8 protein-coding genes are annotated in these 25,667 nt (G+C 47.7%); all 8 read left to right on the top strand.

Annotation, left to right across the window (positions count from 1 at the left end; genetic code table 11):
• Window position 1: 1 nt before the first annotated feature.
• Window positions 2–1,270: a 3-oxo-tetronate kinase gene (otnK, locus tag BBC0122_RS10240; RefSeq protein WP_077993553.1), complete on the top strand. Its 1,269-nt coding sequence runs from the start codon at window positions 2–4 to the stop codon at window positions 1,268–1,270.
• Window positions 1,271–1,274: 4 nt separating this feature from the next.
• Window positions 1,275–2,054, top strand: coding sequence for a 2-oxo-tetronate isomerase (gene otnI, locus BBC0122_RS10235; protein ID WP_077993552.1), 780 nt, complete (start codon window positions 1,275–1,277; stop codon window positions 2,052–2,054).
• An 81-nt stretch (window positions 2,055–2,135) separates the two neighbouring features.
• The gene (locus BBC0122_RS10230) at window positions 2,136–2,933 is read left to right on the top strand and encodes a DeoR/GlpR family DNA-binding transcription regulator (protein WP_077994661.1); all 798 of its coding nucleotides are present in this window, start codon (window positions 2,136–2,138) and stop codon (window positions 2,931–2,933) included.
• Window positions 2,926–3,888, top strand: coding sequence for a D-erythronate dehydrogenase (gene denD / locus BBC0122_RS10225; protein ID WP_077993551.1), 963 nt, complete (start codon window positions 2,926–2,928; stop codon window positions 3,886–3,888). Before BBC0122_RS10230 ends, denD begins: the two co-directional genes overlap by 8 nt.
• Before the next feature lie 38 nt (window positions 3,889–3,926).
• Window positions 3,927–4,562 carry a 3-oxo-tetronate 4-phosphate decarboxylase gene (gene otnC / locus BBC0122_RS10220; protein ID WP_077993550.1) on the top strand — a complete coding sequence of 212 codons (636 nt, stop codon included), beginning with the start codon at window positions 3,927–3,929 and terminating at the stop codon, window positions 4,560–4,562.
• 59 nt (window positions 4,563–4,621) lie between these two features.
• Complete coding sequence (locus tag BBC0122_RS10215) at window positions 4,622–5,923, top strand: MFS transporter (RefSeq protein ID WP_077993549.1); 1,302 nt, start codon at window positions 4,622–4,624, stop codon at window positions 5,921–5,923.
• 486 nt (window positions 5,924–6,409) lie between these two features.
• On the top strand, window positions 6,410–6,556 hold the full coding sequence (locus tag BBC0122_RS13050) for a hypothetical protein (RefSeq protein ID WP_188318039.1): 147 nt from the start codon (window positions 6,410–6,412) through the stop codon (window positions 6,554–6,556).
• A 906-nt stretch (window positions 6,557–7,462) separates the two neighbouring features.
• On the top strand, window positions 7,463–25,657 hold the full coding sequence (locus tag BBC0122_RS10210; RefSeq protein WP_077993548.1) for an Ig-like domain-containing protein: 18,195 nt from the start codon (window positions 7,463–7,465) through the stop codon (window positions 25,655–25,657).
• Window positions 25,658–25,667 lie beyond the last annotated feature (10 nt).

Here is a 25,667-nt window from a genome sequence, read left to right as displayed (position 1 = left end):
AATGAAACTTGGTGTCATTGCCGACGATTTTACCGGTGCAACGGATATTGCAGGATTTCTTGTCAAAAACGGTTTGAAAACCGTGCAATTGAATGGCGTTCCGCGTGACGGTGTCAACGTTGATGCCGATGCGGTTGTTGTCAGTCTGAAAAGCCGTTCCTGCGCGCCTGAAAAGGCAGTTCACGATAGCCTTGCGGCATTGCAATGGTTGAAAAATCACCACAGTGAACAGTTTTTCTTCAAATATTGTTCAACCTTCGACAGCACTTCCAAAGGGAATATCGGGCCGGTTACGGATGCTCTGCTTGATGCTTTGGGCGAGGATTTTACTGTTATTTGTCCGGTTCTTCCGGTGAACGGACGCACCATTTATTGCGGTTATCTTTTCGTGAATGCCGTGCCTTTGAGCGAATCGGGAATGCGCCATCATCCGGTAACGCCAATGACAGATTCCAATATTATGCGGGTGATGGAAGCACAATCCGAAGGGCGTTGCGGCAATGTTCCAAGCCAAATTATTGATAAAGGCATTGCGGCGGTTAAAAATTGTTTGCAACAATTGCGCCAAAACGGTTTTCGTTATGCTGTTCTGGATGCACTCAATGACAAACATATCGAAATATTGGGAAAGGCCGTTGCCGATATGAAGTTTGTTACCGGCGGTTCCGGCCTTGCCGACGGTATGGCGCGCGCCTGGACAGATTTGCATGGTGATGTCGAACAGGCAGAAGCGGCCGGTCAACCCTTGGAAGGGGCGACGGTGGTTCTTTCCGGTTCCTGTTCGCAAATGACAAATGCGCAAGTTGCAAAATATAAAGAGATGGCGCCTGCACTGGCTGTAGACGTTGGCCGCGCGGTCAGCGACGCGAATTATTTTTCGGAACTCGTCGAATGGGTAAAGCAAAACAGCAACCAGAAATATGCGCCATTGATTTATGCGACAGTGATGCCGGAAGAGCTTTCCAATACGCAAGCAAGCTTTGGAGCAGAAACGGCAAGTCAGGCCATTGAAACGCTTTTTGCAAAAATTGCCAAAACATTGGAAAGCCAGGGCTATCGGCGTTTTATCATTGCAGGTGGCGAAACATCGGGTGCGGTTACTCAGGCGCTTGCGATTGAAGGGTTTAAAATCGGGCCGCAAATTGCCCCCGGTGTGCCGTGGGTCAGAAGTATCGGCAAGTCGCTTTCACTGGCATTGAAGTCAGGCAATTTCGGTGATGAAGATTTTTTCTTTGTCGCCCAACAGATGAAGACGGTTAAAGGGGAGTAATATTATGCCGCGTTTTGCTGCCAATCTTTCTATGATGTTCACCGATGTTCCTTTTATTGAACGTTTTGGCCGTGCCGCCAAAGCCGGATTTGAAGCGGTGGAATTTTTGTTTCCTTATGATTTTGCGCCTGAAAAGCTTGCAGAAGAACTTAAGAAAAACGATTTGAAGCAGGCCTTGTTCAACATGCCGGCAGGAAAATGGGATGAAGGCGAACGTGGCATGGCGGCCATTCCCGGACGTGAAAAAGAATTTCGCGACAATGTGGATAAGGCTTTGGAATATGCTTTGGCATTGGGTTGCAAATGTCTTCACGCTATGGCGGGTGTGGTGAACGGGCTTGATCGCAATGAATGCGAAAAAACATTTATCGAGAATTTCCGTTATGCGGCAGACAAAGTCGCACCGCATGGAATTACTGTTTTGACGGAGCCGATAAATACCCGCAACATGCCCGGTTATTTCGTCAATCACCAGCTTGATGGCGTAAGGTTGATGGAAGAGGTGGGGCGCAAAAATGTTGCTGTCCAGTTCGACCTTTACCATGCGCAAATTATGGATGGCGATTTAACGCGATTGACAGAAAAAATGGCGGGGAAATTTGCCCATGTGCAGGTGGCTTCTGTGCCGGATCGCCATGAACCGGATGAAGGCGAACTGAATTTTCCTTATCTTTTTAACGTGCTTGATCGGGTGGGATACAAAGGTTTTATCGGTTGCGAATATAATCCGCGCGGCAAAACCGAAGATGGTTTGGGCTGGTTCCAGCCTTATAGCAGAAAATAATCCTTATAGCTGGAAGTCGTCCCGATAGCTGGAATCAGTCCAGCTAGAAGAAAGTAATCCCGATAACAGGAAGTAGTGATTGTGATACCCGCAGAACGTCAGGCCCTGATTATTCAACATTTGTCGCAACGACATGTCTTGTCGATTGCCGAAATTGCCGACATGTTGGGCGTTTCGCAAATGACTGTCCGGCGGGATATAAGGGCACTTGAAGATCAGGGGCGGGCACTTTCTGTTGCCGGTGGTGTAGAATTGCCGGAGCGCATCTCGCGAGAGCCTTCGCATATTGCAAAACGCGCCATGGCGCATAACCAAAAAGTAGCGCTTGGCAGATTTGCCGCAAGCTTTGTAAAGCCCGGACATGTTGTCTATCTTGATGCCGGTACAACAATGTTGGAACTGGCGCGGCAATTGACAAACATTCCCGACATTATCGTTGTGACCAATGATTTTGTTATAGCAAGTTTTTTAAGTGAGGAAAGCACATGCCGCCTTTATCATACAGGCGGGGAGGTCGAGCGTGAAAACCAGTCTTGTGTGGGAACTTCGGCAGGGCTGACCATTCGCCAGTTCAATTTCGATATAGGTTTTATTTCAACCTCATCATTCGGCACGCGCGGTATCTCGACACCGCAAGAAAATAAAATTCCGGTCAAGCGTGCAGTCGTCGAGAGGTCTTCCCGCCGCATATTGGTAACCGATAGCAGCAAATACGGTCTGGTGGGGACATTCAATGCCATTCCGCTTGAAGCGTTGAATATGGTTATCACCGACGATGGTCTTCCGCAAAATGCACAGGATGCCATTACCGAAAGGGGTATCGAGCTGCGTCTCGTATCCTATGAAGAAAATCCGACAGAGGGGCAAAATCATGGGTAAGATTATTGTAACCGGTGGTGCCGGTTTTCTGGGCAGCTGGCTGATTGCAAATTTACTGAAGGAGCAAGGAAATAAAAGCTTTCCTGCTTTCAAGGAAATTGTTTCTGTCGATCTTGCCGATTGTCCGGTTAAAGATGACCGTGTGAAATCGGTAAGAGGCGATATAGCCAATCCCGACTTTGCCGAAAAAATTGTGACCGCAGACACGGTTGCAATCTATCATATGGCTGCGGTCTTGAGTGGACAATCGGAAGCCGAATTCGACACCGGTATGCGGGTTAATGTCGACGGAACCCGCGCGCTTCTCGAAGCGGCGCGCAAAACCGGAAAAAAACCGTTTTTTATTTACACCTCTTCGCTTGCGGTCTTCGGCGGCCCCATGCCCGATGTCGTACCCGAAGATCTCGCTTTGATGCCGCAATCTTCTTATGGTGCGGAAAAGGCAATCGGAGAATTGCTGGTTTGTGAATATAGCCGCAAAGGATTTGTTGATGGTCGTGTCTGCCGTTTGCCAACAATTGTGGTGCGTCCGGGCAAGCCGAATTCTGCTGCGTCGTCTTTTGCAAGCGGCATTATCCGCGAGCCGCTTTCGGGGATCAAATCGAACAATCCTGTACCGGCATCGACCTTGATGTGGCTTTCATCACCCGATGTTGTGGTCAAAAACCTCACCCATGCTTTGACTGTCGGCGAGCAGGAATTGGGGTTGAAGCGTGTTCTTAACCTGCCCGGATTATGCGTCAGCGTTGATGAAATGCTAGAAAGTCTCGAACGTGTCGCCGGACATGAAACGCGCATGCTTGTGAGTGAACATCCCGAACAGCGTATTATTGATATTGTGTGTTCATGGCCGGGTAATTTCGATGTTTCACGCCCGCTTTCGCTGGGCTTCATTCGCGACCGCGATTTCGACAGTATCATTCGCCAATATCGGGATGAATTTGTCACCCGATAACGTTGCTTGGAACACCCATAGAAAACGAGGTAGAAATAATGACAGAACAGGAAACCCGCGAGCTTCTTGTTGAACTTGGCGCAAGTCTTTTCCAGCGCGGTTTCAGCGTTGGTAGTGCCGGCAATATTTCTGTGCGACTTGAAGACGGTTATCTCATGACCCCGACCAATTCATCATTGGGAAGGCTTGATAGTAAAACATTGAGCAAGCTCGATCAGAATTGGAACCATATTTCGGGTGATCGCCCTTCCAAAGAAGTGTTCATGCACCGCGCTTTTTTCAGAGCGCGTCCGCAAATAGGCGCAGTCGTTCACCTTCATTCAACATATGCAACGGCTATCAGTTGTATGCCGACAGGGCGCGAAGACCATCCGATTACGCCTTATACGCCTTATTTTGTCATGCGTATCGGCAACAGATTACCCGTTATTCGTTATTACCGGCCGGGTAACAGCGAGATGGAAGAAGAAATATTTGAACAGGCAAAGACAGCTACCGCACTTTTGTTGGCCAACCACGGATCGGTGGTTTCGGCAAAAACACTGGTCGATGCGGTCAATGCTGCCGAAGAGCTTGAAGAGTCAGCCCATCTTGCTTTGATGCTGCAAGATAAACCGGCACGGGCACTCGATAGTGACCAGATTGAAGACTTATTGAGCACATTCAAACAGTAACAAACAGGTAAATCACAGAAAATATGAACCAATAGCGAACATCTACGGGAGGGTTGTCTATGGACACATTGGGTTCACTACAGGAAATTGATCGAAGCAATGAAGATTTTACTTATCGTAAAATTGCATTCCGGATCGTTCCCATTCTCATGATCTGTTATATTGTTGCTTATCTTGATCGTGTGAATGTCGGATTTGCAAAACTACAAATGGAAGTTGATCTCGGCTTTAGCGAAACGGTTTACGGTTTCGGAGCCGGGCTTTTTTTTATCGGGTATTTTTTCTTCGAGGTTCCGAGCAATATTTTGTTGCATAAAGTCGGTGCGCGGTTATGGATTGCCCGTATTTTGATTACCTGGGGAATTTTGTCGGGAATTTTTGCATTCGTGCAAAATGAATGGCAATTTTACAGTTTGCGGTTCCTGTTGGGTGTTGCCGAGGCGGGGTTTTATCCGGGGGTTATTCTCTATCTTACCTATTGGTTCCCTTCCCATCGACGGGCAAAGATGTTCGCAATATTCCAGGCCGGTAGCCCTGCTGCAGGAATATTCGGAAATCCGCTTTCCGGCTGGATCATGAACACATTCCATTCTGTCGATTCCTGGCATGGCTGGCAGTGGATGTTCGTGCTTGAAGCAATTCCTGCTGTTGTTTTGGGCGTTATTGTTCTGCTTTATCTCGATAATAGTGTGAGCGGTGCAAAATGGCTTGACGCCAATGAAAAAGCGATGGTTTCGCAAGATATAGAAGCCGATCATGCAGCGGCAGCCTCGACACATTCATTTACCGGACTTATCAGAAATCCCATGGTCTGGCTTATGTCATTCATTTATTTCTGTTTTGTGATGGGGCAATATGGGTTAACCCTGTGGTTACCGACATTGATTAAAGCATCCGGCGTAGAAGATAATCTGATAATCGGCCTTCTTGGCGCTATTCCCTTTATCTGTGCAATTATTGCCATGGTTTTGTTCTCGCGCAGTGCCGATAAACATCGCGAGCGGCGCTGGCATCTTGTCGTGCCGGCATTGATGGGCGCTTTCGGTTTTATCATTGCAGCAACCGCCACAAGCACGACAGTGTCTATTATTTTTCTGTCTTTTGCGACTGCTGGCGTTTTGTCATGTGCACCGCTTTTCTGGTCGTTGCCGACAGCCATTCTCAGCGGTTCTGCCGCAGCGGCGGGAATTGCAATCATCAATTCGATTGCCAATCTCGCCGGTTTTGCAAGCCCGTGGATGGTTGGCGCTTTGCTTGATCTCACCCATTCTCCGGCTATCGGAATGTATGTTCTTGCAGGTTTTCTGGTTGTGGGGGCTGCGATCGTGCTTTCAATATCGGCTGAAAGAGTAAACCGGTAAAATAACCATAGAGGCAAACCGCTTCGATCTTATGAAGCGGTTTGCCTGTTAGCATAATCGACAACAAAAATATTATTTGAACATGATTATTTTAGTTAATTCACATTGATAAAAAACCAATTCAAATATTATCAATTTGGCCCACACAGTATCACAAAATTTCATTTTATATTGATACATTCAGTATCATACTTTCTTTTTGTTTTAAGTTTGAAACATGATGTTTTGAATTTTTCCGACCGGCTCTCGAACGGGGAAGATTTAATCAATGAACATATGTCTCCCGTCACATATCCATCTTGTCGAAAGACGGTTCATCTCGTTCTCAATCCAAGAAAAAAACCCGATAGAATTTCCGCATTTTAGTTTAGCAGACATGCAACGGCTTGACGTATTGGATAGAGGCTTTTGAAACATCGGCCAGCAGCTTGAATGCGATTATCAGCCCGATTGTGAAGCGTCAGAGGCTCAAAGAACAAAGCGGGAATGAAAAATTTTGGCAGTAGCGATGTCGGCATTAAAGAAGTCGGCATTAATGAGGTCGGCATTAAAGAAGTCGGCATTAAAGAAGTCGGGAATAAAGAAGTCGGCATTAAAGAAGGCGCAATAATAAAGTTTGACGGGATTCTTTAATAATAGAAATTGAAAGAATTTGGCAATAATAGAGCTTGCAATCATGAAGCACAAAAGAGTTCCGCCCGATCAATAGATATTAACGATTGCCAAGAAATTTAGCCCGAACATTGCAAGCGCACATATTGCCGATCATGTGAAAGCTTTTGGTCTTGGTGAAGACTTCTTTGCGGAATGTCTGCTCATAACGAGGGAAAAGCTTAGTTGAAAATAGAGACGTTTATCCCACCTGACAGACGGCATGTAAGCAAAGGAAAGATGAAATGGTTGAGACCAAAAAACAAAACATGGTTAATAAAGGGTTTAAAACCGGTCATACAAAATTCAATTGCCGTATTAAAATTGAAAATGATTTTTACGTTTATCAATAAAACAATTAAAAAATATTGATAAATATTTTTAAAAACAATTTAAAATAACAAAATATAATAAATATTAAATTTTTATATAATAATTTAAAATTAAATAATTATAAAAATATAACAAAAATATAAATAAAATTATAGTTATATAAATTATTAAAAATCAATATGAATATAATTATATTTATTTTGAAAACCACGCCTGAAAGTTTCAATCACAGCATCATATATAATTAAATATATAAATTTATTTTAAATAAACAATTAAATTAATATTTCTATTTTTACAGGTTTATAAAATAATTTTTCTAAATAACCGGTTTCACGGCGCGGTTGCATCGTTTGAAAAAACATTTTTAAGTTGCAATAAAAATAAAAAACAACTAAAAGTAGAAGGCTAACTGACTATTGGCAGTTGCGGATAGTGCCTTAGATGGCATGTATCTGCCGTGTTTTCGCCGGGGGAAATCACAAAATATTGGGTGCCAAACAAGTGGCGTGGCAACGCCATTGCATAATTATCGAGTGATGTAGGAAGCAGGAAATGACAAAGTCGGAAATCATCAAACAACACCCAGCCGTGAAGTTGACCGTTAATAGCGGCTCCGTCGACAGTGGTGGTAAGCCGCATAATTATATCCTCACAGCGGATAAAGAAAGTATTACCAACTATTCCCGTTCCGGTAATGATCTGGTGATCGACTTTGTTAACGGAAAAACTGTTCGCATTGCCAATTTTTTTGCCTCCGGTCACCCGGTTAGCAATTTGATATTCATTGATGATGGTACAACATGGCTCACCGACTTCAGTCAGGCCTTGTCGGATAATGGCGACGGGATTCTCGATACCAATGTTTTCTATGAGGAAATAAAGGATAAAAGCGGCTATTCACAGAATGTATTGTTAGGAATTCTGGGTGCAGCCGCCGGTGCCGGCGGTATTGCTGCGGTTGCTTCGGGTGGTGGCGATGACGATCATGATGAACCGGCTGTTGATAAAACGCCGCCGACTGTTCCGCAATATTACGTCATCAACAATAATGACCCGAAAAATCTTCTGGCTGTCGCAAATGGCGGCTATCTGAATGATACAACGCCGCTATTGTCCGGTAAGGGAACGCCCGGCAATACGGTCAGGATCCATCTTGACGGTTTTCCCGATATGACCACAAAGGTCAATTCGGACGGCACGTGGAGTTACGAGTTACCGAAGTTGAGTGACGGCAAATATACGGCCAAAGTCACCCAGATTGACTCGAACGGGAATGTGAGTGCGGAATCGAAATACGATTTCAATGTTGACACAAAAGCACCGGATGCACCGATTATAGCCAATGCGGTGGATAATGTTTCGCCCGATCCGGTGGGGTCGGACGGTATATTGCATGACGGAGACTATACCAATGACAATACGCCCACATTAACCGGCAAGGGCGAGCCGGGAAGCACAGTCAAGATTTATGATACCGATGACAAAGGCAATAAAACGCTTGTAGGACAGGGTACTGTCGATAAAAATGGCAACTGGTCGGTTGAAACAAACAAAGCTTTAAGTGATGGTCACCATAAACTCACCACGACATTGACAGATCCTGCCGGAAACGAAAGCCAGGGCAGTGATTTCAACGTCAATATAGATTCAAGCAGGCCCGGCCGGATCGAAAATTTCCGCGTCGAGGATAATTATCCCGAAATAACCGGTGCGCTGCCATCGACGGGCGGCACAACCGATGACGATACGCCGGTTTTTGCCGGTAAAATCGGTAAAGACGTCACCCATATCATCATTAAACTCAATGGTCATGAATTTGTCATTGACCGGAACACTTTGAACGAAGCAGGACTTCAAAGAGGGACGGCAGAAAAGGTTATCAAAGACGACGGCACATTCGCCTTCCGCTTGCCTCAAGCCTATAAGCTTACCAATGGCAATTATAATTATGAAGTCTATGTCAAAAATAAAGTCGGGAATGAAAGCGATCATATCAACGGCAATTTCGCTTTTGACCGGACACTTCCCCCCACAATGGGCGACCAAAATCTTGATGTCATTGATAATGTCGGCGCGGTTACCGGATCTTACAAAAATTGGACAACACGCGACAGTGACCATAAGAAAGTGACCGACGATAATCATGCGGTGTTCAAAGGCAGGATTCCGGACGGTTATGATGTTGCAAAGGTCGATCACATCAACATTTATGACGATGGCAAGAAGATTGGCGAAGCCAAGGTCAAGAGTGACGGGAGTTTCGAATATAGTCAGGAGTGGTTGCAAGGCGACCATCGCTTAAGTGCAGCCATTGTCAACAAATTCGGCACAGTCGGTGAACAGTCAAAACCGGATGATTATGATTTCTGGGTTGATCTTAACCGCGCAGGACCACCTTCTATCCAGCAGGTACAGGATGATGAGGGGCATTATCATGAATCGGGTTACCCGACCAATGCCAACAGCTTCTTTATCACGGGTGGCGGGCCGTCTTCAGGGAAAGTAACACTCAGGCTTTATGACAAAGACGGCAATCCGGTCAAGAATTTCAAAGGTGAGCCTTTGGAATGGACGGCCGATGTCACGAAAGATGGGTCATGGTCGGTCAATACAGGTGATTTGTCAAAGCTTAATCCGCCTTTGAAGGACGGAGAATACAGTTTCAAAGCAAGTGCCGTAGACAGTAAAGGCGCCGCAACCGACCCGTCAGGCCCGCATTGGCTGGAACGCGATACGACAGCGCCCGATACGCCGGATGCACCGAAGGCGATGGATAATGTTGGCGAAAAGCAGGGTGAAATCACTGCCGGTGGGACAACCGATGATGACACGCCAACCTTGTCGGGCAAAGGCAAAAAAGGCGAGATTGTCAAGATTTATGACAATGACGGGAAAACGCCGATCGGCGAGACGGTTGTCGGTGATGATGGTACGTGGACTTTTACGCCCAATCCGCCGCTTGAAAGTGGTAACCACAGTTTGACGACGACATTGACAGATTCTGCCGGAAATGAAAGCGAACGGAGTGGTGCTGTCAAAATAACTGTCGACAAATCGGGTGTGAATATCTTTGCCGATGGTGCGCATGATGATGAAGGGGCAATCCGTAAGGATGTCCATGATAATGGCGTAACGGATGATCGCACGCCAACCCTTTACGGGCGTGGCACGCCCAATGAAACAGTCGTAATCACCGACGAAAACGGCAAGGAAATTGGCAAAACCAAAGTCGACGGCAATGGAAATTGGCAGTTGGAGCTTCCAAATCAGGCAGGCGATAATCAGGAAGTTACCCATAGCTATCACGCAAAAATCACCAATGCGGCAGGCAATAGCCAGTCTGTCGATTTCCATTTGACGATTGATACCAAAGCACCGGATGCACCGGCCATTGATAAAGTCATCGACAATGTCGGTAATAAAGATAATGCCGCCAACAGTACAAATGGCAACAAGGAACTTCATAGCGGTGACACCACCGATGATACAACGCCGACATTTTCCGGCAAAGGCACGGCCGGAGATGTCATCAAATTATATGATGGTAACAAACTTGTCGGCCAATCGGTTGTAAAAGACGATGGCACATGGAGCGTTTCGCCAACCAGCCCGATTACCGATCTCAAAGGAACACATGAATTTACAACGACGGCAACTGACCCGGCAGGTAACGAAAGTAACCATTCGGGCAAGTTCCTGTTAGGTTTCGATACCGAGCCGGTTCCGGCGATGGGCAACAGCAAGGATGAAGTCGATCTCATTGACGATGCGGGGTCCATTGTCGGCTCCTATCGCGACGGTCAGTGGGCGACGCGGCAAGGCCAGCATGGCGAGAAAACTGTTATCACCGACGATACAACGCCGACCCTTAAAGGCCAATTGCCGACAGATTTGCTGAATTCGGGCCGGATTTCGACAATCAATATTTATGACAATGGCCAATTATTGACCAAAATTCCGGTGAGCGAAGACGGACGTTGGGAATATACACCCACATTGAAAGCCGGTAACAACCACAATTTTGAAGTTGCTTACGAGAACAAGGCTGGCGTTGAAGGGCCGCATACATCATTTCCGTTTGTTCTTGATATGGCAACCGTTGGCCAGACTTCGATCGATTCGGCGACAACAGGCGACACTAATGCACCCTATACATGGGGCAATTCGACGAAGGAAAACATATTCCATCTACAGGGAAGTGCGCCGGCCAATTCGACCATTACTGTTTATCTGAAAGATGATAGCGGCAAGGTCATCCATACATTTGACACCACGCAAAGCAATGGCTCCGGTAGCTGGTCGCAAACGGTGGATTTGAGCACAGTTTCAGTGGAGACACGCAAAGCCATTGCCGATGGTCGTTACAGTTTTGTAGCTGATGCCAGAAATGACGCTGGAACGGTTGGTGCCAAATCCGGCGATAGCTGGGTCAATCGTGATACGACAGCACCGGAAAAACCCGATATTGTCAAAGCGGAAGATAATTCCGGTGACAAGCGCGGAACTATTGAAGAAGGCGGGACTTATGACGAGGATAGCCCGCATCTTTCCGGAAAAGGCGAAAAAAATTCCATTGTTACCATTTATGACGGCGACAAGATTATAGGAGAGACGACCGTCCATGAAAATGGCACATGGTCATGGACGCCCACCACGCCGCTTAAAGCCGGTTCACACAGTATAACAACCACCTTGACCGATGCAGCCGGCAATGTGAGCGATAAAAGTGACCCGTTGGGGTTCAATCTTGATTTGACACCTCCCGAAGTCAAAATCGATCACGCTGTTGACGACTATAACAAAGAGGCGAAAAACATCGCCAATGGTGGTGCTACCAATGATGCTATGCCGAAGCTTGTCGGGCGTGGAACAGCCGGACAAAAAGTGACGATTCTCGATAAGACAACCGGTTCAACCTATGAGACGACGGTCAAGGGGGATGGGACATGGGAATACCAGTTTACGACACCCCAACAAAATGCCGGTGAAGACAAGATACACGAATATATTGCCTATTTGACAAATAATGCCGGCAATAAAGTTGAACATCATTTCAACCTGCATATTGATACAACGGCACCGGCGACACCAAAGCTTGTCGAGGTTATCGACAATGTCGGCAACGATCCGGCAACCTATCCGGATGGCAACCGTTCATTGGAAAACAATGATATTACCGACGACACCACGCCGACCTTTAATGGTAAAGGTGTCGCGGGAGACATTATCAAGCTTTATACGGTTAATGAACTTGGCGAGCGCACGCTTATCGGACAGACAGTTGTTCATGAGGATGGAACATGGTCTGTCACGCCGACGGTCGCTTTGACCGATGACCCAAATCATAGCCCGACAAAATATACATTTATTGTGACAGAGACGGATAGTGTCGGCAATGAAAGCAATCCGACAGACGGCTATAATCTTTTCATTGACCGCGATCCACCGGTTCTTGACGACAAGACCATCAAGCTTGTCGACAATAAGGAAACGAATGTCGGTGACTTCCCGAACTGGTTCGAGAAGGATGACGGTAAGGGTGAAAAAATCAAGCTTACCAATGATGATACGCCGACAATGAGCGGACGCGCGATTTCAGGCGACACGAAATCGGTCAATATTTATGACAATGGCAAGCTGATCGGTTCTGCCGAAGTTGACGAAAATGGCGACTGGAGTTTCACACCGTCAACCGATGCAACCGGACACGGGCTTGGCGATGGCGTGCACGAATGGATAGCGCGTCCGGTTGACAAAGCCGGTAATGAAGGTGCGTCAACGCCTGCCTATAAATTCGAGGTTGATACAAAGGGACCGACAGGAACACTTGGCAGTGACATCGGCTTGTGGGATGACGAGGGGCCACAGACTGGCGAATTTGACGGTGCCAATGGCACCACGGCGTGGAATACCAATGATCAGAACCATAAAGTAACCGACGACAAAACACCGGAGATCAAAGGCAAACTTCCGGAAGGCAGTGATGTCACGAAAGTACATATCTATGTTGATGGTACACTTGCCGGTATTGTCGATGTTGCAGCCGATGGCACATGGTCCTATACGCCGCATTTGAGTTCGGGCACACATAAAATCGAAGCCCGTCCGGCCGATAATGCGGGCAATGAAGGTGAAGGCAAAATCTGGAATTTCGACATTGCCGGAGCAGCTCCGGGAATGCCGGCGATTACCGGCATTTACAACAATGACGAAAAACAGATTGATGCATCCCATCCGGATGGCAAGTTCATTGATAAAAACCAGTTTACCAATGATGCCAAACCGCTCATCAAAGGAACCGGTGATGCCGGTTCGTTTATCAACATCTATATTGGTGATAAACTTGTTGCCAAGGGTGTGTCGGTCGGGGGTGACGGCCATTGGGCAGTCGAGATTGATCCGTCATTGGCCGGTATTTTGCCGAATGGCGAGAGCTGGCAAATTCGCGCTTCTGCAAGTGACAGTGCCGGACAGGAATCCGACAAAACAGGTTTCTGGCCGATCAATGTCGATACATTGAAGCCGCTCACACCGGATTTGCCGAAGTTGGACGACCATATCGGTGATAAACAGGGAGATGTAGCTGAAAACACGACAATTGATGACAAAGCACCCACAATTCACGGAAAAGCTGGTGAGGGTAATGTTGTTGTCGATATTTATGATACCGTCGATGGCAAGACAAAACATGTTCAGACTGTTATGTCCGATGGTGAAGGAAACTGGAGCTATACGCCAACCGACCTCGGACAGGGCAAACATTCGATTACCACGACTTACACGGATAAGGCTGGCAATATCAGTGACAAGAGTCCGGCATTCGACTTTAACATTGATAGTTCGGCAATTATCGTTTCGATCAATTATGCTGCCGATAATGCGGGCCATATTGTCAAAGATCTTGCAAATGGCGCAACAACGGATGACACGACACCGACGCTTTATGGTACAACCACTTCCAACACAGTTGTCACCATCAAAGAAGGTGACACGGTTATTGGCACGGTTACTTCCGACGGGCATGGCAATTGGTCGTTCGAACTTCCCGAACAAACAAACGGGCACCATGTTTATACCGCTTCTGTGACAGCACAAAACGGCAACAATGCCCATTCTGATTTTGCCCTTGATATTGATAATACGCGCCCTGAAGCACCGGACATTACGCGTGTTCAGGATGACGTACCGCTTAACACCGATGATCTGGTTTCGGGTGGCAAAACCAATGATACCAAACCGACATTTTATGGCAAAGGTAATCCCGGCGATACAATAACCATTTATGACGAGATTGATGGCAAACTGGTCAAGATCGGCACGGCCACTATTGGTAACGATCATAAATGGGTATGCACGGTTGACGAGCTTGTTCCCGGTGCCCATCATTTCAAGCTCCAGACAACCAACAAGCTTGGTGTCGATAGCGAAAAATATACCGGATATGATCTGACGGTGAAGACAGATGCACCGACCGAGACAACGAGCCTTGTTTCGATTAATGAAGATCGGGGTTTGAGCGATAGCGATTTCAAGACCGGCGACGACAGCCTTGTTTTCAAATTCGGTGTTAGTGAAAAATTGCCGGCCGGTTACAAGGTTCAGGTCAATATTGACGGCAAATGGTATGATGCCACCTATGACGAGAGTGACGGTTATTGGTATTATGACCACTCGAAAATTCATCTTGCTGAAGGTGTCCACAAGGTTTACGGGCGCGTTGTCGATGATGCGGGCAATGTCAAAGACGGTCCGGCGCAGGATGTCGCAATCGACAAGACTGCGCCGATCGGTGGCAATTATGAAATCGTGATTGACAGCTTTACCGATGATGTCAATGAGGAAGGCGGGTCAAAGAGCCGTTCCAATGGTGAAGCAACCAATGATAATACGCCGACTTTGATGGGGCATACATCGGGCATGAAGGCCGGTGATTATGTCACTGTGCAGGTCAAAATCGGTGACGATTGGGTAACCATCGGCACAGCAAAAGTTGACGGGTCGGGTAATTGGAAGTTCGACGTCAAAGGTATTCCCGGTGGTACGGCAAAAGATCATCTCGATGACGGCTATCACGAATTCAGGGGCGTGATTACGGACGAAGCGGGTAATCTCGGACAAGCTTCTTCAGGTTTTGGCCTCGATGTTGCAACAACACCGCCACCTGTAATCAACGAAAGCGGCCTTGATCTTTTTGACGACCAGTCGCCCGATGTGGGAACAATCAAACGCGGACAAAGCACCGACGACAGCCGTCCGACATTGAAAGGGGCTGCCCATTCGGTTGACCCGACAAAAGTGGGTTCAATCAACCTTTATGACAATGGCAAGCTTGTCGGAACGGGTAAAGTCAATAGTGACGGGTCATGGAGTGTCGAGCCGACAGTACCACTGCGTCAAGGCGATCACAGTTTTGTTGCAAAACCGGTCGATCATGCCGGTAATGAACAATCGCAGGGAACAGCGGCGTGGGATTTCAACTTTGCCGGCCATGCACCCGCTACTCCTTCTATCGTCAATGTTCTTGATGATAATGGTGATACGATCCAGAAAAATGCCGTTACGCGCGATTCCACGCCGCTTATCAAGGGTACAGGCACAACCGGTTCGATTGTCCATATTTTCGTTGACGGAAATGACGTTGCACAGGTCAAAGTGAAGGATGATGGAACATGGGAAACCACCCTTAACGAGCTTTCCAATCCGGCGACAGACCGGAATGGTACCAGTCACAACATTAAAGCCCAAGCAGTGGATCCGGCCGGTAACTGGAGCCATGAAACGGGCGAGTATCCGATCATTGTCGACAGACAAGCGCCGGATGCACCCGATGCACCGACGGCCAAAGACGATCAAGGCAATACAATTACCGGAACAACGGCCGATTCAACCCCGATTTTGAACGGAAAGGTCAACGACCATCAACCCGGTGACAAGGTCAACATCTATCAGGATGGTGTCAAGGTTGGAGAAGTTCCGGTCAATGATGCGGGAGAATGGTCATGGACACCGAAAAATCCGTTAGGAAATGGCAAACACCAGTTCCAGACGTCTGTGAGTGATGCAGCCGGTAATGAAAGCGACAAGGGGGCTGCGACCGATATCATGGTTGACACCAGTACGGTCAATGTCAGCATTGATTATCTTGTTGATGACCAGTCACCGGTCGAAACACATGTTACAAATAATGACAAGACGGATGACAGAACGCCGTTAATTTGCGGAAAGGCAAAACCGAATTCGGTTGTCGTACTCACTTACACCGATGCTGAAAACAATGTGCATCAACTGGCAAGTGTTACAGCCGATGGCGAGGGCAATTGGTCCTATCAGGTCAAGGACAGTGAAAAATTCGGCGAGGGACATTACGTCATCCATGCCGAAAGCAAGGACGCATCAGGAGGAAAAGCAACAGCCGATTTCAATTTTGACGTTGCATTAACAAACGATCAAATGCCGTCTATTGATAAAATAAAGGATGATGTCGGTGCTGTTCAGCAAGATGTTGGATATGGTGGCAGTACGGATGACACAACCCCGACGATTATCGGCAGTGGTGCAAAGCCATATCAGAAAGTCAACATTTATGACGCGGTAGAAGACCGCGATGGTCAAAAAGGTGAAAGCAAGCTGATCGGTTCGGTCACAGCCGATGGTGAAGGCAAATGGAGTTTCACCCCGCCTTCGCCATTAAGCGAAGCCACCCATCATCTTTCAGCCACAACGGTTGACGAAGTGGGCAATGAAAGTCGGCACTCTTCCGATTATAACGTGATTGTCGATATTACATCGCCTGAACCGATCAAAAATGATACAGTTTCGGTGACCGATGATGTCCAAAACGATGCCAATGATTTTATCGGTAAACTTGAAAAAGACCAGTATACCAATGACAACCGTCCCGAATATTCGGGAAAAGCACCTTCCGACGCAAAAACTGTCAATATTTATGACAATGGCAAGCTGATCGGTTCGACCAAGGTCAAGGAAGACGGCACATGGTTATTCACACCTTCCGAAGATAAACCGCTTTCCGAAGGGAAGCACTCGTTGACAGCCCGTCCGGTGGATGCTTCCGGCAATGAGGGTACCGATTGTCAGGGGTCGGAATTTACCGTCGATACAAAGGCTCCCCAATCAACACCGAAAATTGTGGGAATACTTGATGATACCGGCGTGTCGGGATCGGATTTCAATACTTCGGATACCAGGCCTACCATTCTCGTGACTGTCGACGAGCCGATCGCCAGTGACGAACATGTAGAAATTTCGCTTGATAACGGGCAGACATGGATAAAAGCCGATTATAATTCTGAAACCGGACAGTATTATTATTCTGTTCAAAAAGGGCATGAACTGACCGGGCAGGTCTATCACATCAAAGCGCGTGTTGTAGATGCGGCAGGCAATGTCGGTCCGGTGGCCGGACATGATATGACGATTGATACCACGCCACCGGTTGACGGATACACAGTAACGATCAACAACGCCTATGATGATGTCCCGAACAATGTCGGCGATCTTCCATCAGGAAGTGCAACAAACGACAGCTCGCCCCTCCTTAAAGGCACTGTCACAGGTGCACATGACGGCGATCTTGTTCACCTCTATTATCGTGATGACAAAGGCAATCTCCACAGTGTTGCCGATAATATCCGTCTGACTAAAAACGACGATGGAACCTATACCTGGCAATACCAGCTTTCGGATATTGCCGAAGGCAGTCACCGTTATGTTGCGGTGGTCAAGGATACGGCAGGAAATGAAGGAGCGACAAGTGCCGACTTCTTGTTGACTGTAGACAAGACTCCTCCCATCTGGGGGAATGTCGACAATATCGAATTGCGGGATGACCAGCAGCCGGTAACCGGTATTATTCCCCATTCGAACGGTGTCACAGACGACAATTATCCGGAAGTGCATGCAGGACCCGGTACAGTATCGGGTGCGAGCGGTGGCGTTGTAGAACTTTACGACGGAACCACCAAAATCGGCGAGGGGCTTATCGAGTCGGATGGCTCGTTTACGATTATACCCGACAAGGCTATCAACCCCGGACAACACAATTTCCATCTGGTTGCTGTCGATCAGGCCGGAAACCGCACACCGCTCGAAAATGCCGATTGGGATTTCAATTTCGCCGGACACGCTCCGGGCACGCCATCAATTACCAATATTATTGATAATTATAAAAATCCGGATGGTAACCCCGTTTATCTGCAAAAAGGCCAGTCTACAGACGATTCAACACCAACCCTTCACGGCATGGGGACTGTGGGTACGCGTATCCATATTTACCTTGACGGAGAAGAAATCAATACCGAAGACAATCCAGTTATTGTCGACAAGGATGGCACATGGACTTTCAAACTTCCGGCCGCTTATGCCTTGAAAGATACGTCGACAAACGGTCTTGGAACGCGGCATGGTTTTGTTGTGCAGGCTGTCGACCAGACGGGTGTGGCGAGTTCAAAAACCGGCGAATATCCGATTATTTATGATAATCAAGCGCCAAACCGGCCGGATGTTCCTTCTCTTCAATCCGATCAGGAACCTGAAACCGGTACGATTGCGCAGAATGGAACGACACCCGACCAAACCCCGACATTCAGCGGTACTGTTCAAAACCCGCAAGTGGGCGACAAGGTTACCATTTACAACAAGGTCGGCGATGAATATGTCAAGCTTGGCGAGACAACGGTCGACCCGTCGTCTGGCCAATGGTCGTGGACACCGGAAAATCCGCTTGATAAAGGTAATTACGAATTTGCAACATCGGTCACCGATGCGGCAGGAAATGAAAGTGCAAAAAGCCAATCAACTTCGGTCACTATTGATCCGACAAATGTAAAAGTCAGCGTTCTTTATGCCGTTGATGACGAAAAGGATTACACGGGAAGGATTTCTGACGGTGGTCTCACCAATGACACAACACCGGAACTGCACGGGCGCGCCACGGCAAATTCCACCGTCTCCATCTATACCAATATCAACGGGGCCAAAACACTTATCGGCAAGGCCTATGCGGATGGCGATGGATATTGGACATTCGTGTGGCCGACAGACAAGGCACTTTCCGATGGAAGTCATACAATCATTGCCGAAGGTGGTTCGAACGACTCTGACGAATTTGTACTTAAAGTCGATACACGCAACACCAATATTCCGGTAATTGAAAACGTTGCCGACGATGTCGGTGCCATGCAATCGGACAATATGACATCCCCCTCGGCGAGTGACGACACCACCCCGACACTGAAAGGCAGAGGTGCCGAAGCCAATGGTATGGTCAATATTTATGATACGATCAACGGGGTAACGCGCCTTGTTGACAGTGTTCGTGCCGATGCAAGCGGCCATTTTGAATATTCCGTACAAAGCCCGTTACCGGAAGGAGAACATCACTTTACGGCAACATCTGTTGATGCGGCAGGAAACGAAAGCGATCAATCGAATATATTCGACTACACCATTGATTTGACAGCACCGGCGGCGTTGACTGACACCAGTCTTGTTGATGACGTAGATGAAAACACCGGTGTTATTGACGGTTTGACCAATGATAACAAGCCGACCTATAGCGGTTCGGCCAGTGCCGATACCGAAAAGGTCTACATTTACGACCGTGGAATAAAAATCGGCGAAGTCGATGTAATCAAAAATAACGGGCAATATACATGGAGCTATACGCCCGACACGGCTTTAAGTGATGGCGACCATTCGTTCCAGGCCAAACCTGTTGATGCGGTGGGAAATATCGGCATTCCGACCGATGCATGGGATTTTACTGTTCTGAGCGGCTCGATTGCGACAACAGCAAACATTTCGTCTATCACGCAGGATACCGGCTATGACGCGAACGATTTTGTAACCAACGACACCAGACCGACAATTTATATAAATGTGTCCGGAACGCTGAATGCTGCAAATGGTGAAAAAGTCCAGATCAACATTGGCGGTCATTGGTATGACACAACCTATGACGCAGAAAAGGGCTGCTATTTCTTCCGTCCGGTAACCGCTTTACCGTCGGGCAGCGACTATCTTTTAAAAACACGCATCATTGACAATGCAGGTCGTACATCGTCGGTCACCGAAAGAATGATGACAATTGATAACGATGCTCCCGATGGCTCGTTAACACTGGATAAATTCATTGATGATGTTGGTGTTAAAAACGAATTCAACAGTCATACCGAGAAAAACTATACCGACGACCGCACACCCGAATTACATGGAACAGTCACGGGTGCGAAGTCCGGCGATTATGTTGTCATTTATCTTTCGGATAAAAATGGCAATATCCTGAAGGATAAGAATGGCAATCCGATCAAGTTCGGTTCTGTCCATCCTGATGGAACCAATTGGAAATTTACACCCAATCTTGATGCGGCCGATTATCCGGATAATGCGGAATATTATTTTGTTGCAGTGCTTGAGGATACAGCAGGCAATCAGGGGCAAAAATCCGCGCCGCTGGGATTGTTCCTGACAACGCAAGGGCCGGATTGGTTAGGCTCGAAGAGCTATGTTGTCTATGACGACCAGAACCCTGAAACAGGCAATATCGGTGAAAATGGCAAGCCCGCTGTTACCGATGACAATAGGCCGACAGTCAAAGGTGAAGCAGGTTCGCTTGATCCGGCCAAGGTTAAATATGTTCTTCTTTATGATGGAGATCCATCCGACCCTGATGCCAAACCGATCGGCCAGGCAAATATCAATGAAAATGGCTCCTGGAGTGTGGAGCCGGAAAGTCCTTTGTTACCGGGGCACCACCGTTTCTGGGTTGTTCCTGTCAGCCATTCCGGAGTAACGGGAAAGACAAAATCGGATATATTCGAATTCGATCTTATCGGGCACGCTCCCGGAACACCGTCTATTACCCAGCTTGGCTCCGACGAGAATCCGAACATCAGTTTTCCTGACAACCAGATCCAGCGAAATGGCGTTACCCGCGACGATACCCCCTTTATAAAGGGCACGGGTACCAAAGGGTCAACTGTCAATATTTACGACCGTATCAATGGTGTGGACTACCTGATCGGAAGTGTAAAAGTTGATAACAATGGCAATTGGGAAAAGAGTTTGCAGCGGCTTGACGAAGGTATTCATAATATTTGGGTACAGGCGCAGGACGTAACCGGTACCAAGAGTGCAGCGACAGCACCCTATCCGTTCGAGGTGGATAGAACTGCACCGGACAGTCCCGGACGCGCTACCATCTCAAGCGATGTTGCCCCCAATAAAGCCGTGATCTCCGATGCCTTCACCGATCACGGAACAACAAACGATACAACGCCAACCTTCTCTGGCAAGATAAATAATTGGAAAGACGGCGATGTTGTAACCATTTATGACGGTGACAAAGCAATCGGCGAGACGAAAGTTAATCCGGATGGTACATGGTCGTTCACACCGACAACACCGCTTGATAAAGGCGAACATCATTTTACCACCACAGTAAAAGATGCGGCCGGCAATGAAAGCAATCGCGGCATTGGAACCGATATTACAATAGCCGATAATGGAAATACCGTAACGGTTGATTATGCCATTGACAATGTGGATCCGCTTAAAGGCCCGATTGCCAATGGCGGGCACACAGACGATACAACGCCCGAACTTCACGGCACGGCACCACAAGGCTCGACTGTCACCGTTTATACCGATTCTTCAAAATCAACGACAATTGGTGACCCGGTCGTTGTCGGGCAAGACGGCAAATGGTCTATCGGTTTGACGGAACAGACCGCCGGCGAACATAATTATTATGTCGAGGCAAAAGACGCCGGTGGCAATGTTCTTGCCGGACAGGATTTCAAACTGAATATTGATAATGGTCAACCGGAACAGCCGACAATTACCGGGGTTATTGATGATGTCGGCCTTATTCAGGGCGTAGTTGCAAATGGTGGCTCCCGTGTCGACAATGGCACGACCGACGATACCAACCCGACGATTAACGGCACGGCACCGAAGAACAGCCTTGTTATCATCTATGATAATGGCAAGGAACTTGGCCGCGTTTATGCCGATGGCAACGGCAACTGGTCTTATACAACCGGACCAATGCTCACCGAAGATGACCACAAGTTTACGGCCGTTTCGCAAAATGCCGTGGGAAAGACCAGCGGCATTTCAAACGAATATGTTGTTAAGGTCGACATTACCGCACCCAAGGAGATAACCGGCGAGACAGTTCAGGATAATGTTTTGCCGAATAGTGCCAATGGTGAAGACGGTCCGGCCGTTATCACTGTCAATCAAAATGATTACACCAATGATGATAGCCCGATCTTCAGCGGAAACGCACCGAGCGACGCCAAGAAAGTGCGCATTTATGACAATAACAAGTTGATTGCCGAAGTGGATGTGGATAGCGATCATACATGGTTCTGGGAAGCGGGTAACAGAAACTCCGATGCCAAGCTTGCCAATGGTTCACACTCGTTGACGGCCCGTCCGGTGGACGCTGCTGGCAATGAAGGACCGGCATCTAAAGCGCATTCGTTTATTGTTGATAAAACGGTTCCCGGTGCCAAGGCCACACTCGACAGTATTACCGACGATACCGGGTTTAAGAGCGGCGACTTCACAACGCAGGATAATACACTGCTCTTCAGCTTCAAAGTGGATGGAACGCTAAAGGATACCGACAAGGTTCAAGCCCTCATCAATAACCAATGGTATGACCTTACCTATAATTCAGCCAATGGAAAGTGGGAACTTGATTGGCGAAATAAGCCCGCCCTTGCTGACGGAAGTTATGTCATCAAGACGCGCGTTATTTCGAGTACCGGCATTTATGATGATGATGCAACCCAAAAGTCGGCAAAAACTGTTGTTATTGATAGCGATGGTTCGGCTCAACATTCCGAATTTGTGGGCTTTACCGGTAAAACCGGTAAAGTCTTCCAGAATGGTGAATATGTCGATGTTACAAATCCTGTTTTGATGGGTAAAATCAGCGGCAATCTTGCCGACCTTGAAGATGGTGCGAAAATCGGCATTTATCGCGATCACGTGCTGTTGGGCTATGTCGACAAAAGCCAGATCGGTAAGGATGGCACATTCAGTTTCAAACTGCCCGATGGCTGCCTGACCGACCGCCACAGCTATATCTTTACCACGGCAATTGTGTCGAATTCCGGTTATGTCGGCGAAGCACACAATGTCGAAGTGCGCGTTGACACAACCGGTGCTGCAAATGTTCCCGATTATGGAATTTCAAACAGAAATACTCAAAGAGGTAGTGGAGATTTAAGTTATACGCAGGCTGTCGCTCTCAACAATAATGGCGAGTGGCAGGTCATTTCCAATTCGAATGTCTGGGTTTTCAACAGTAGCGGCAAGGCCGAAGCCCACTATTTGAATTATCAGACAGGAATTAACAACGGGACGGTTGACGTTTGGGGGTGGGGGCCGGAATATGTTTTGTTCGGTTCCTATACTATGGCCGATTATAACCATGACGGCTACATTGATGTATGGTCAACAAAAACCTCCTATTCCTGGTATACAACCGCCGCCTATGTCGGCACAGGTGATAATCAATGGAATTATGTCGATGTGAAATATGCCGACATGCTCAATGGTGTGTCTATTGAAAACCACCTCGGCGGCATTGCCACTTTCGATATGAATGGCGACGGCTATCTTGATGTCATTCAGGGTGATTCCGGTATTGATTCAGGATCTATCTTCTTGAACAAGGGCGCGACTTCGTCAAGCCTGAACGGCAACCAGTTTATCGGTATGGGGCGGCAATTCGGCGGTAACCAGTCCGCGCTCACAACCAATTTTATGACCGATCACCATGTGTCGGCAATCGACCTTGACAATAACGGGACGATTGATTTTGCCGGTAACGGGCTGATTAACAATACGACAGGCGTTTCCGGTTTTGGCAACAACTGGTATCAATTGATGACGCTCATGAACAGTGGTGTGTCTGCCCCTAACGGGGTTTATGGTGCCAACTGGTCAGTTGGCCAGCATTTTGACGATTCATTGCCGAGTTACGGTAATGGCACTGATGAGGGAATTGGTCCTGACAACTATAAAAATACCATTTCCATGACATGGGCCGATTATAATGGTGATGGTTATATGGACCTGTTCCTTGCCAAAAATCACCGTAATTGGCATGGCAACAAGGAAAGCCAGATCTTTTATAATAAAGGTGACGGAACCGGGCAATTGCGTGGTGCTTACGGTATGAAGGACGACCTTGACGGTCGCTGGTCGGTTGCTATCGACTGGGATCACGATGGCAAAATGGATATTCTGGAGGTTCCGGGCTTTGGCCAGAGTGTCTCCGGCACGAAACTCTGGCATAATGGCGGCCTCGGTCTTGATGGCGCGGTCCAATGGGATAATTGGGATATTTTCGGTGCGCAGGGTGGCCGTCTTGCCAGTGCCAAAGGCGATGTTGATCCAAAGAGCATTAATGGCAGTGGCATTAACTTCATTTATGGCATCGGTGTTGTCGACTATGACTGGGATGGCGCGCTTGATGTCACCATGCAGCGTGACAACGCCCATTCATCGCTCATTTTGTCGAACAAAAACAAGGTGGGTTATGGAACGTCATTGCATTTTCGCATCACCGACAAGGATGGTGCCAATGTGTTCTATAACAATACCGTCCAGCTTTTTGACTCTTCGGGAAAACTGGTTGCCGTGCAGGTTATCAATGCACAAGGTGGCATGGGTGTTTCCGATAATACCGGTCTTGTCCATTTCTATGGCTTGAAAGAAAATGAAACCTATTCGGTTGTTGTCTTGCGCAATACCGAGGGGCAATCGAATGATATTGGCGGCATTGCCCACACCCGCACAACAGATACAACCGGTTATGGCAAAGAAAACACAATAGAAAATGTCAACACCTCGTGGACAGGTCTTAAAGCTGTTGAAGCCGACCATGCCTATATTCTGAATGCCAATAAGGATGGCGACACGGTCACCACCGGTGCGGGAAATAATGATCCGGCAACCCAGGGCTATCGTCCGGGACTTGTCGGAACCGGTTATAATGATGTTTTCACCGCCGAAGCCGGTAGCCAGAGTTATTCCGGTGGTGGTGGCTGGAGGAATGATGCCGGCGAGAAATACTGGCAGGCAAGCGGTGGTGAAGACATTGTCGATTTTGGCAAGGCAACCAACGGTGTCACAGTCGATCTCGGTAACACCGGCTATCAATCGACAGGTTTCAACAACGCCAAATTCAATGACATTGAAGGTATTTACGGCAGTAAATTCGACGATACCTTCACCGGTAACAAGAGTGACAATTTCTTTGACGGTCGCGGTGGTAACGACACCTATCACCTTGAATCCGGCGGTCATGATCTTCTGCTTTATCGCCTGATCCAGCAGGATGATGCAACCGGTGGCAATGGCAGTGACACGGCCTATGGCTTCAAGGTTGGAACCTATATTGATGCCGACAAAACCAAAATTGATAATGATGCCGACCGTATTGATGTGAAGGACCTGTTGCAAGGTTACCGTGCCGATGCTGATGGCGCTGCCCATTTTGACGACAAGGGCAAAGCCCAGATCGACTGGGGGGATAATATCAAGGACTTCCTCTCGACCCGCGTTGAAAACGGCAATACGATTTTGAGCATTGACCGTGATGGCAAGGGGAATGCTTTCCAGTCGAGCGACCTTCTGACTTTGAACAATGTCAATACAGATCTGGAGACTTTGTTGGCAAATCATCAGATCATCATAGGTTGATTTTTGCCAT

Origin of the sequence: Ditibartonella choladocola, assembly GCF_002007565.1 — a bacterium.
Classification (GTDB): Bacteria; Pseudomonadota; Alphaproteobacteria; order Rhizobiales; family Rhizobiaceae; genus Bartonella; species Bartonella choladocola.
This window is presented reverse-complemented; position numbering and strand designations above follow the sequence as displayed.

Bases quoted from the DNA above. Each gene is read 5' to 3' on its own strand.
- otnK (WP_077993553.1), top strand. From the start codon at position 2: ATGAAACTTGGTGTCATTGCCGACGATTTTACCGGTGCAACGGATATT.
- otnI (WP_077993552.1), top strand. From the start codon at position 1,275: ATGCCGCGTTTTGCTGCCAATCTTTCTATGATGTTCACCGATGTTCCT.
- denD (WP_077993551.1), top strand. From the start codon at position 2,926: ATGGGTAAGATTATTGTAACCGGTGGTGCCGGTTTTCTGGGCAGCTGG.
- otnC (WP_077993550.1), top strand. From the start codon at position 3,927: ATGACAGAACAGGAAACCCGCGAGCTTCTTGTTGAACTTGGCGCAAGT.
- BBC0122_RS10215 (WP_077993549.1), top strand. From the start codon at position 4,622: ATGGACACATTGGGTTCACTACAGGAAATTGATCGAAGCAATGAAGAT.
- BBC0122_RS13050 (WP_188318039.1), top strand. From the start codon at position 6,410: ATGAAAAATTTTGGCAGTAGCGATGTCGGCATTAAAGAAGTCGGCATT.
- BBC0122_RS10210 (WP_077993548.1), top strand. From the start codon at position 7,463: ATGACAAAGTCGGAAATCATCAAACAACACCCAGCCGTGAAGTTGACC.